Source organism: Micromonospora sp. NPDC005174, from assembly GCF_040608495.1.
Lineage (GTDB): Bacteria > Actinomycetota > Actinomycetes > Mycobacteriales > Micromonosporaceae > Micromonospora.
On sequence record NZ_JBEXIJ010000061.1, the window covers coordinates 1 to 10388 of the forward strand.

The 10388-nt window shown below is 72.4% G+C and carries 9 protein-coding genes and 1 pseudogene; 6 read left to right on the top strand and 4 right to left on the bottom strand.

Features of this window, described 5'->3' with window-relative positions:
- Positions 1–666 (top strand): annotated as a pseudogene (locus ABZU91_RS32560) (IS701 family transposase); the annotation flags it as partial.
- A gap of 100 nt (positions 667–766) precedes the next feature.
- Here the strand turns inward: ABZU91_RS32560 and ABZU91_RS32565 are convergent.
- Positions 767–1234, bottom strand: a complete 468-nt coding sequence (locus tag ABZU91_RS32565; protein WP_355249097.1) for a VOC family protein — start codon at positions 1232–1234, stop codon at positions 767–769.
- A 103-nt stretch (positions 1235–1337) separates the two neighbouring features.
- Between ABZU91_RS32565 and ABZU91_RS32570 the strand changes: the two genes are divergently transcribed.
- Positions 1338–2138: a helix-turn-helix transcriptional regulator gene (locus tag ABZU91_RS32570; RefSeq protein WP_355249100.1), complete on the top strand. Its 801-nt coding sequence runs from the start codon at positions 1338–1340 to the stop codon at positions 2136–2138.
- Positions 2139–2217: 79 nt separating this feature from the next.
- On the opposite strand, the gene ABZU91_RS32575 is transcribed toward ABZU91_RS32570, so the two are convergent.
- Both ABZU91_RS32575 and ABZU91_RS32580 read right to left on the bottom strand, forming a co-directional pair.
- Entirely contained in the window at positions 2218–2583 is a 366-nt protein-coding gene (locus ABZU91_RS32575) for a hypothetical protein (RefSeq protein ID WP_355249103.1), read from the bottom strand.
- A 472-nt stretch (positions 2584–3055) separates the two neighbouring features.
- Positions 3056–5671, bottom strand: a complete 2616-nt coding sequence (locus ABZU91_RS32580; RefSeq protein WP_355249106.1) for a CHAT domain-containing protein — start codon at positions 5669–5671, stop codon at positions 3056–3058.
- A 179-nt stretch (positions 5672–5850) separates the two neighbouring features.
- On the opposite strand from ABZU91_RS32580, the gene ABZU91_RS32585 reads away from it, so the two are divergent.
- The 3 genes from ABZU91_RS32585 (at position 5851) to ABZU91_RS32595 (ending at position 8366) form a co-directional block, all read left to right on the top strand.
- The gene (locus ABZU91_RS32585) at positions 5851–7161 is read left to right on the top strand and encodes a S8/S53 family peptidase (RefSeq protein WP_355249109.1); all 1311 of its coding nucleotides are present in this window, start codon (positions 5851–5853) and stop codon (positions 7159–7161) included.
- A 133-nt stretch (positions 7162–7294) separates the two neighbouring features.
- On the top strand, positions 7295–7930 hold the full coding sequence (locus ABZU91_RS32590) for a sigma-70 family RNA polymerase sigma factor (protein ID WP_355249112.1): 636 nt from the start codon (positions 7295–7297) through the stop codon (positions 7928–7930).
- Positions 7905–8366, top strand: a complete 462-nt coding sequence (locus tag ABZU91_RS32595) for a hypothetical protein (protein ID WP_355249115.1) — start codon at positions 7905–7907, stop codon at positions 8364–8366. The genes ABZU91_RS32590 and ABZU91_RS32595 overlap by 26 nt, the downstream gene beginning before the upstream one ends.
- Positions 8367–8480: 114 nt before the next feature.
- On the opposite strand, the gene ABZU91_RS32600 is transcribed toward ABZU91_RS32595, so the two are convergent.
- Complete coding sequence (locus tag ABZU91_RS32600; RefSeq protein WP_355249118.1) at positions 8481–9509, bottom strand: hypothetical protein; 1029 nt, start codon at positions 9507–9509, stop codon at positions 8481–8483.
- 233 nt (positions 9510–9742) lie between these two features.
- Here ABZU91_RS32600 and ABZU91_RS32605 point away from each other — a divergent pair, with 233 nt between their 5' ends.
- The gene (locus ABZU91_RS32605; protein WP_355249121.1) at positions 9743–9901 is read left to right on the top strand and encodes a hypothetical protein; all 159 of its coding nucleotides are present in this window, start codon (positions 9743–9745) and stop codon (positions 9899–9901) included.
- Positions 9902–10388 lie beyond the last annotated feature (487 nt).

The following is a 10388-nucleotide window of genomic DNA, read 5'->3' on the forward strand; positions in this document are numbered from 1 at the left end:
AACCTGGCCGCGGCGTTACGCGACCATCGACTCGGCTACGTCCTCGCGGTCGCCTGCTCGCACCGAGTCCCCACCGGACTGGGCATCCAGCGAGCCGACCAGATCGCCGCCGACCTGCCGACACGGGCGTGGCAGCGGATCTCCGCCGGCCAGGGGGCGAAGGGCCACCGCTACTACGACTGGGCGTTCATCACCCTGCCCCTGGCCGCCGATGAGCACGACGGTCGCCACTGGCTGCTGATCCGCCGCAACCGCACCACCGGTGAGCTGGCGTTCTACCGCTGCTGGTCACCCGAGGTCGTTCCGCTGCACCACCTCGTCGCCGTCGCCGGCAGACGGTGGAGCATCGAGGAATCGTTCCAGGCCACCAAGACCGGCCTCGGCCTGGACCAGCACCAACACCGCCGCTGGCGAGCCTGGCACCGCTGGACCACCCTCGTCATCGCCGCTCACGCGTTCCTCGCCGCCGCAGCAGCGGCCAGCACCACCAGCCCGGACGGCCTGATCCCGATCACCGTCAACGAACTCCGCCGGCTGTTCCACGCCCTGATCATCGAACCCACCCGACGGGTCAGCGACGTCATCGCCTGGTCCATCTTCCGACGCCAGCACCAAGCGGAAGCCAAGATCAGCCATTACGCCCGACAAGCCCTCATCGAGCCCTGAAACGGATCTCCTGCTGGAGTATTAGCTGGCCGGCCCGACCGATGGTATCCGCGGCAGCTCACCGACCAGGTCGACAGCCGCCGGTCTGGAGTCGGCGCCCTTACGACCGCAACTCGAACAACTCGAGCTGGATGCCGTCGGGATCACGTAGATAGAGGATCTTCGTCCCGGCCAGCGCCCCCGCTTCGACGCCGTCGCCGTCCTGGAGTACGACCGGCTCGGCGTTGACGTGCACGCCCCGCTCCACCAGCTCGCGGTGCGCCGCGTCGAGGTCGTCGACTTCGAAACACAGGTGCATCACTCCGACGTCGCAGTTGCGCCCGGTGAAGGGCCTCGGCTGCGGGCTGTCGTACTGGATGAGCTCCAGCAGGACGTTGTCACCGGCCAGCGCGAACGACGCCCGCATCGACGCGTTCTCCACCTCGACAACCGCACCGATCGCCGGGTTCGTCGCCGAGATCGTCACGCCGTTCGGCGCGATGCCGAGGACGTCCTCGTACCACCGCACCGACCGCGCCAGATCGCTGACCGGCACTCCGATGTGGTGCATCCTGGTCACTCTGCTCATGATTCCCATCCTCATGGGCGGATCCACCAGTGTGGAAGGCACCGGTCTTCCGCGTACCGCTAGTACCACCCAGCTTCCGACGCCGATGGCGGATTATGGGGTGATGAGTGACCTCGGAGCGGCGCTGCGCGCCTGGCGGGATCGCACGGACCCGGCCGTGGTCGGTGTCACGAACGCATCACCCCGCCGTGTCGCCGGGCTACGACGCGGCGAGTTGGCAGCACTGGCAGGCATCTCCCCCGAATACGTGGCCCGCCTCGAACAGGGCCGGGCCGCGACACCGTCGGCGCAGGTATGCACCTCACTGGCCCGCGCGTTACGACTCTCCGACGACGAGGAGGCGCACCTGATGCGCCTGGCGGGCTTCGCCGCGGACCCGGACCGGATACCCCACCTGATCCCCAGCAGCCTGCACCGCGTCATCGACCACCTCGGCGGCACCCCGGTGGCCGTCTACGACGCCGTCTGGCGGCTGCTGCACTGGAACCGGTTGTTCGCGGCCGTCTTCGGCGACCCCACGGACGCAGCCGTCGACGATCGCAACGCCCTGATCATCCAGTTCGAGTCCCGAAACCCCCGTGTCCGCCAGACCGACACCGAGCGCGCCTACTTCGAGCAGTCATTGGTGGCCGACCTGCGCGCCACCAGCGCCCGCTATTCGAACGACCCCGACGTGGCGGCACTGATCTCGCGGATGGCCGGGAACGACAGGTTCTGCCGCCTCTGGGCCCTCCAAGCGGTGGCCAATCACGAGAGCGCGCACAAGACCGCCGTACACCCGGGCGTGGGCGCCATCCCGCTGGACGCCAACGTCCTGACCACCCAGAACACCGACCTGCGCCTCGTCGTCCTCACGCCTCGGACCAACACCACCGCCCGCGAGAAGCTGGACCGACTGGGCTAACGGCGCTGTCGACGCCCGGGATGACCGCGGGCCCGTTACCCCCGGCACGGGGGGGTAACGGGCTCATCTGGGAGCTGGTCTACCCGAGACAGACGGCGACGGCCGTAAGGTTTTGAGCCGTGGTTCCCCGGTTGGAGCCTCGTACCGCCCAGCCGTTGCCCGACGCGAACGAGTCAGTGAGGAGGATGTCGAACCCGGATGTCTGTCCGCCTCCTCCGGTGATGATCGTGCCAGCGGGGCAGGTGGCGAAGGAGATATTGTTCGCGCCCGCCAAGACTGTTACGGGAGTCCCTGTCGTTTGAGACAGTGCAGTCATCCCGGACGGCTTCTTACTCGCGGCGGGACTGGTGTCAGCCGCGTTCGCCCCGCTCAGAGGAACGACCAGCAGAAGACTGCTGACCGATAGTGCCGCTGCGCTGCTGATGAACAACTTCTTCTTCTGCACGCCTGGTTCTCCCCAACGATTGCTGAGCACGAGAGACATTCGACCGGACGGGTCCGCAGCAGGCTACTAACAGTGAGCGATCAATGGCATTGATGCATGTAAATCTGCAGATGGATTAAAGTTCGACACGTGACCCCGGCCGGCAACAACGACGTGACAGGTCTCGATTTTCCGCCCACTCACCGACTTGGGCACCAGGGCCGGATTCGGCGCCAGCGACAGATCCACCCCGCGGATCTTGCCGGTGATGCATCCGCGGGTGAGGCCGTAGGACGGCTCGCGCGGTCTGCCGCTGAGTGTTGCGTAGAGAGAGTTCTGGCACAGTACATGTCGGGGTCCGGGTGCTCGGCGTCATCGTGCCCGGCGCCGGCCCGCTGCGCCTGCCCGCACCGCGCACCGCGCACCGCCGCGCCCACCGCGCCCACCGCGCTGCGGCTGATCATGGCCGGCTGAGCGACCGCTCCCGCTCCGGTCAGCCAGCCCCGAAGCAGACGAACGCCGCCGCGGTGGCCCGGGCGGGACCGCCGCCCGCCGCACCGAACGCCCACTGCGCGTCGGCGAGGGCTCGCGCCGGACCGGCACCCGCCCGCATCCGCGCGTGCAGGTCCAGCATCAGTGCCGTGGTGGGCTCGGCCGGCACGGGCAACACGGTCGCGATCAGGCACCGGGTGCCGAGCGCCAGGAGCACCGCGGTGAACCCCATGACCTCGTCGCCGGGGCGTAGCCCGGTCAGGCCGGAGTCACAGGCGGAGAGCACCACGCAGCCGGGCGGCCGGGCGACCGCCTCCCACTCGTGGGCGAACAGCGGCCCGTCGGCCAGTTCCAGGGTGGAGAACTGCGGGTTGTCCGCGCGGAACGTGCCGTGGGCGGCGATGTGCACCAGCCCCGCCCCGTCCAGCGCGGCGGTCAACGCCGCGGCGGTGGCGTCGGGCCCGGTGAGCCGCCGCGCCCCGGGCAGGACCTGGGCGAGCCGGCATACCTCGGTGTGCCCGGCCGGCAGGCGCGGGCCGGCGGCCAGGACCGGCGGCCCGGCCGGCAGCTCCCGCCGATCCGCCCCGAGCCAGGCGGTGGCCGAGGGGGCGACGGTCACCGGACGCCCCGCGCAGGTGGGCAGCGCCGACCAGGGCACCGCGTGCAGCGCCCCGACCGGGACGATCACCAGGGCCCGGTCGGCCAGCCACCGCCGCAGCGGGGCGAACAGCAGCCGGTCCAGGGCCGCCGCCGCGTCGCCGGCCCCCGCCCGCGCCGCGGCCGTGTCGCCGGTGGTGAGCAGCCGGCGCAGGGCGAACCGGTGCCGGCGGGCCAGGTCCGCCGCGGCGGCGAGCGGGCCTAGGTCGTGCAGGCTGGCCCGGCCGTCGCGGACCAGCACCGCCCGGATCCGGTCGCCATGGGCCACCAGCTCGACCAGCACCCGGGAGCCGAGCCGCGCGGCCAGCGCGCCCACCCCGGGCGGGGCCAGCACGGGGCCTCCACCGGGCACCCGCCGGGCCAGGTCCCGGATGCGCTGCTCCAGCCGGGCCTGCCGGCCGCGCAGGGCGGTTGCCGGGCGGCCGGCCAGCACCTCGTCTTCGAGCAGGCCGCTGACCAGTCGAAGCTCAGCGAGCGCCGCCACCAGGTCGGGGTCGGCCGGAGGCCGGGCCGGCCGGGCCCGCAGCGCATTGGCCCGCCACCGCTCCGCCCACGCCAGGACCCGCGCCGGCGCGCCCGCCCGGACCGCAATGTCGAGGCCCTCGGCCGCCAATTCCTGACCGTATGCTCCACTGTGGGCACGCAGCTCCGTGGCGCCGAGCGACATGCGGTGCCGGTCGAGCACGGCCAGCCCGCGCCGCAGCGCCCGGGCGGCCCCGGGTTCGTCCCCGTCGAGCCGGCGCGACAGGGCCAGGGCGTACCAGCCCTGTGCTCGCCGGTCGGCGGTGCCGCGACGGCGGGCCCGGGCGGCCACCGCCAGCAGGTTCCGGGCCCGGCCTGGCCGCCCCAGCGCGGCGGCCACCAGGCCGGCCTCGATCCGGGTGGTCAGCGCCGGACCCGGCCACCCGGTGGCGTCGAGCTGGTCGGCGGTACGCGCCATGGCGGTGAACAGGGGTGCCGAGCGGGTGCCCCGACGGTACTCGGCGCGCAGCTCGACGTGCCGGGCGAAGACGGCCCACGTGCGCCGGCCCTGGCGACGGAACCGGGCCCGGGCCGCGGCGGCGGCCTCGGTCGCGGTGTCCAGGTCCGCGGCGAGCAGCGCCGCACGGGCCCGGGCCAGCAGCGCCTCGGCGAGGTCGGAGGCCATGCCCCGGCGCCGCAGTTCCCGGACGGCCGCCGTCGCGACCACCACCGCCTCGTCGACCAGCGGCACCGACAGCAGCAGCTCAACGCGGTCCAGCAGCAGCGCCGGCCGGGGTACGGCGAGCCGCCGGTACTCCTCGTCGACCGTGGCGAAGCAGCGCAGCGCGCCGGCGATGTCGCCGCGCTGGCCGGCCGCGATGCCGCAGTTCCAACGGGCGTCGGCCGCCGCGAGGTCCAGGCCCAGCCGTTGGAAGGCGGCTGCCGCGCGGGACAGGTCGTCGTCGGTGCCGCCGGCGGCGCCCCGGTGGGCGTTGAGCAGCCCCCGGTTGTTGCGTGCCCGCGCCTCCAGCAACAGATCACCCTCGCGCAGGGCGATGTCGACGGCCAGGCCGTAGTCGCGTACCGCCTCGTCGTAGCGACCTCGGTAGTGCAGCACCACGCCCCGCTGCATCCGGGCGCGCCCCGCATCGGCGCCGACGAGCTGGGGCAGCGCGGCGGTCACCGCGCGCAGCGCCGCAGCGGTGTGGCCGGCGTTGGCCAACACGTAACCCAGGCTCATCCGTGCCAACGCCCGGGTCCGGGGCGTGCCGGCGGCCCGGACCGCGCGGCGCAGGTGGCGCAGGGCGCCGGGCAGGTCGTTGAGCTCTCGCAGGGCCAGACCGACGGCCCGCTCGGCGGTGGAGCGCTCGTCGGCCCCGGCCGTGGGCCCGGCGGCCAGCACCCGCTGGGCGATCGCGATCGCCTCGCGCGGGTAGCGCTGGACGGCGTCCAGCGCCGCCTGGGCCGTGCCGGCACCGGAACCGGTGCTGTCGGGCATGCCCCACAGAGTCCCCGAACTGATGCCCAGCCGTCAATGTCTGTGCGGGCCTGTCGGGAATCTGCACCCACCATTAACGCCATTGACACGCACCTATGCTTTGGAAGAATTGACGACACCCGGGAAACGTGGCCACACCGGCCAGTGGCGGGCGCTTCTGCCGACCGCATGGAGGACCCGTGTCGCCTGACTATCCCGCCGCGCCGCGCCCGGCCGGCCAACTGTCCCGACGGCGACTGCTGGCCGCGTCCGCGCTGGCCGCCGCAGCGTCGTTCGCCGCCGGGTCCCGTGCGGCCCCGGCCCGCGCCGACGGCGCGGACGACGACGCCTACCAGCGCGCCTTCAACGAGGCGCTGGCTGCCGACAAGAACGTCCGCCGGCACACCACACCGGGCCGGGAATTCCTCTACCGGCCACGGCAGCTGCTCGCCGCCGACGCCGACGCCCAGCGGGTCACCGCCTGGCTGCGTGCCCGCGGCCAGGCGGTGGCCGTGGGCGACGGCTTCGCCGGGGTCACCCGGCTGCTCTTCGACCGGGAGACCGACGTTCCCGCGCTCGTGACCAAGCTGCGCGACCCCCAACAGTGGCCGGGGCGGCCGGTGCCGAATGTGCAGCCGCACCACGTGCTGCTGGGCTGCGGCAACATCATGGGCAACCCGGGCAACCCGCCCACGACGGTCGCCGCGTTGCCGCCGCCGGACCCGGCCCGGCTGGGTGAGGGCGCCGGGGTGACCGTCGGGATCTGCGACACCGGCATTTGGCGGCAGGCCGGCGGCTACCACCCACAGTGGCTCGGCGGGGCGTACCTGCCGGAGGTCGACGACGAGGACCCGCTCTACGTGCACACCGACGTACTCGCCCCGCAGGGCGGGCACGGCACCTTCATCGCCGGGGTGGTTAGGCAGGCCGCGCCGGGGGTCCGGGTCGACCCGGAGCAGGCGTTGACCGCCACCGGCCTCGGCGACGAGGCGTCGGTGGTGGCCGCGATGGCCCGGCTGGCGCCGGCGGTGTCCGTGGTCAACCTGTCCCTGAGCGGATTCACCCAGGACGACAAGCCGTCGCTGCCCCTGGCCAACGCCGTGGCCGCGCTACCCGCGACGAACGCCGTGGTCGCAGCGGCGGGCAACGCCGGCACCAACCGGCCGATCTGGCCCGCCGCGCTGGGCCAGGTCGTCGCGGTGGCGGCGGTCAGCCAGGGTTCCGGTGGCGTGGTGCCAGCCACCTACAGCGGGTACGGGCCGTGGATCGACGTCTGCGCGGTCGGCGAGCGCCACAGCACGTACGTCGAGGGGCAGTTGCCGCTGCCGGGCCTGCCGACCCGGGTGTTCCATGGCTTCGCCACCTGGGCCGGTACCTCGTTCGCCACGGCGCACGTCTCCGGTCGGCTCGCCGCCCTGATGACCGCCAGCGGCCTGAGCGCCGACGCGGCCCGGCTGGCGCTGCTCGCGGCGCCGCGCTGGCACCCCGACTACGGCGTGCTCGTCGGATGAGCGAGCGGGCCGCGAGCAGATCAGCAGCACCGTGCGGTGGTCCCGGCCGACGCCGGGTACAGCGTTGCCGCGGCGGGAACGAGCGGCAGCGAGCGACGGAGCAGTGCCGCACCAGCCGGCGGAAGGCGTCGCCGTGACCGACCCGAGCGCAACCGACCTGGTGACCGCCGCGGCGGGCGGGGACGAGTCGGCGTGGGTGGAGCTGGTCCACCGGTACACCCCGCTCGTCTACTCGGTGATCCGGTCGTACGACCTGAGCCGCGCCGACGCCGCCGACGTCAACCAGACCGTCTGGCTGCGTCTCGTCGAGCAGCTGAGCCGGATACGTGACCCGCAGGCTCTCGCCTCCTGGCTGGCGACCACGGCCCGGCGCGAGTGCTACCGGCTGTCCCGCCTCGGCCGTCGCACCCAGCTCTTCGACCCGTACGACGACGCGCTGGACGCGTACCATGGCTTCTCCCGCACGGCGGACGTGGCGGCCCCCGACGAGGAGCTGCTACGCGCGGAGCGGCGGCAGGCACTGCGGGAGGGCTTCGCGCAGCTGCCGCCGCGCTGCCAGAAGCTCCTGGCCCTGTTGACCGCCGACCCGCCAGCCAGCTACCGGGAGATCGCCGAACGGCTGAACGTGCCGGTCGGCAGCATCGGGCCGACCCAGGCCAGATGCCTGCGTCGGCTACGGGACTGCCCGGCGCTCGCCCCGTTTCTCGGAACTGCCGCAACCCGGACGACCGGAGGTGAACGCGATGGAGCCGTTGCCGCCGGCCGATGACGCGGCCCTGACCGCCGAGCTGGGTGCGGCGCTGCGGGAGGCCGGATCGGTCCCTGAGGAGCTCCTGACCGCCGCGCGGGCGGCGTTCGCCTGGCGAAACGTCGACGCGGAGGTGGCGCTCGCCGAGCTGACGTTCGACTCGGCGTGCGACGCGGCGCCCGCGCTGACCCGGTCGGCCGGGTCGACGCGGACGCTGTCGTTCCGCAGTGCCGCGGTGACGCTGGAGATCGAGGTGACCGACGCCGGCATCGTCGGTCAACTCGCCCCGCCCCGAGGGGGGCGGGTGTCCGCCCAGACCGCCTCGGGCACGTACGCGGAGGCGCCGGTCGACGCGGTGGGCTTCTTCTCGCTGGGCGCTCCCCCGCCCGGCCCGGTCCGGCTGCGCGCCCACACCGACGGCTACGCGGTGGCCACCACCTGGGTTTCGCTGCGCTGACCCACCGTCCACCCGGGACGGCAGCGCACCCGGAACGCCCAGAGCGTCCCGGCGAGCGCGCGGCGACGGGGGTCGCGGGCTGCCCAGGCCCACGACCCCCGCTGGTGGCCGTGGTTACTGCTTCCCGACGCTGATCAGGTACTCCACACCACCGAGGTCGGTCCGCTCCGCACCGCTCGTGTCCGGACCGAACTGGGTCACATCGAGCGCGAACTCCTTGTCCGAGGCGACCGCAGCCGCGAAGGCGAGGGAGAACTCGACCCGCTCACCCGGTTCCAGCAACAGGTTGCCGAGACTGGCCTTTGCCGGTTCGACGATCTCCAGCTGGTTCTTGCCGACCTCGCGTATGCCGGTGCCGACCTTGCCGCCGGCCTGCCACCGCTCGAACAGGGTCGGCCCGAGGTCGACGACGACCCGGCCGCCCACGCCCTGGATCGGCTCCCCCGGCTGCGTGAAGACCAGGTCGTTCTTGGTCGCCACCCGGAGCGAGTTGCCGATGGCGAACGGCCGCACGACCGGCGTCCCGCCCGCGACGAGCCGCACCGAGTCGACGTTGCGCCAGGCGATGTTGTTGTTGTTGCGGGTGTTGGTACTGATGTCCGGACCCTCGAAGGTCATCGGATCGGTGGACGACACCCACCTGGCCAGCAGGCAGAAGTGGCCCGGTCCGGGCACCCCGGTCCACGGGATCGTCACGGTCGTGGTGCCGGCGAAGACGGTCACGTTCATCGCGCCGATCTGGGTCCAGTGCGTCGGCCAGACGGCACCGCCACCCGGCGTCGTCCGGTAAACCCGCAGCACGCCGCTGCCGGTGCCGGAACCGTACGGGCCGGGGTTACGCAGCTTGATGAAGATGTAGTTGGTGACGCCGACGATCGGGTTCTGGCTGACGGCACACTCGACGGCGGTCGGACAGACCTTGATGTCGGGGCTGGCCCACAGCGGGTTGAACGAGTGGGGTTGGACGCCGACATCGGCGGTGACGTCCCGGATGTAGACGTCGGTGCGGGCCGCCGCGGCCTTGTCCTGCCGCGCCTCGACCGCCGCGGCGGCGGCGGTGGTGACCGCCAGCAGTGCGGCCAGCGCCGTGCCACTAAGCACGGCCAGCGCCGAGCGGCGGACGTATCTTCCTACGTTGCCCATGACAGGCTTCTCCCATCGTCGAGGGACCGCCGACCCGCGTTGTCTCCTACCGGGCCGACGCGATGACGTTGTTCAGGAGCGCGACGCGGCGCGGTTGATACGCCCGGCGGGACCCGTCACCGTCAGATGGAGCGAGGAGCGACCAATTAGACAGACACCGATATTCGCCCCGGCCCGTCCGATGCTGTCGCAGGGTGTCAATATGCTTCGCCGGCACGTCGATGTGGATGACGATGGCCAAGATCAGCGCAGAACAGCTGGCCATCCTCCGGGCCCGCCCCACACGCACCGAGAGGCTGTTCGACGGGCTCGACGACACCCGCCCTGATGTCGAGTCCAGGCAGCCACTATTGGCCACCCTTCACATCTCGCCGATGAACGCGCCTCCGTGACGTTGTTCGCCGCAATCTGACAGGACCGTGGCGGTGCCACCACATACCGGCTCGGCGACTCCATGGCCACCCCGTCCGGCTCGTCTTCGCCGACCATGATTCGCCTGGTCGGCTGGACCCGCGAAACCCTGCTGGGCATGAGGCCGGTGATGTCCGCCGCAAAGCCGCCGCCCACGCGGCTTTGCCGTCCACTCACGCCGTTGAGCTGTGGACGCAACCTGGCCTGGATCACCGTCTCTCGCCGCCTGCTCCGACACCACGTGGACACCCCGCCGTTCCCGGAGTCCTCATTCCCTGGGCTGTCAACGCCGGCACAACCAGCGGCCAACCAGCACTGTGCCAAGCCAGCCGAACCCCTCATCCGGACCTAGTTAAACCTGACGTCAAACACGCTCTGAGAGCGCGTTTGGTTTGTGGGTTGGGCGGGTGTGTCGCACAGCCGGTCCGATCGATGAGGGTGATTCGGTCGGTAGACGGGTATGGATCG

Coding starts and splice junctions, on each gene's coding strand:
- ABZU91_RS32570 (WP_355249100.1), top strand. CDS start 1,338: ATGAGTGACCTCGGAGCGGCGCTGCGCGCCTGGCGGGATCGCACGGAC.
- ABZU91_RS32565 (WP_355249097.1), bottom strand. CDS start 1,234: ATGAGCAGAGTGACCAGGATGCACCACATCGGAGTGCCGGTCAGCGAT.
- ABZU91_RS32580 (WP_355249106.1), bottom strand. CDS start 5,671: ATGCCCGACAGCACCGGTTCCGGTGCCGGCACGGCCCAGGCGGCGCTG.
- ABZU91_RS32595 (WP_355249115.1), top strand. CDS start 7,905: ATGGAGCCGTTGCCGCCGGCCGATGACGCGGCCCTGACCGCCGAGCTG.
- ABZU91_RS32605 (WP_355249121.1), top strand. CDS start 9,743: ATGGCCAAGATCAGCGCAGAACAGCTGGCCATCCTCCGGGCCCGCCCC.
- ABZU91_RS32600 (WP_355249118.1), bottom strand. CDS start 9,509: ATGGGCAACGTAGGAAGATACGTCCGCCGCTCGGCGCTGGCCGTGCTT.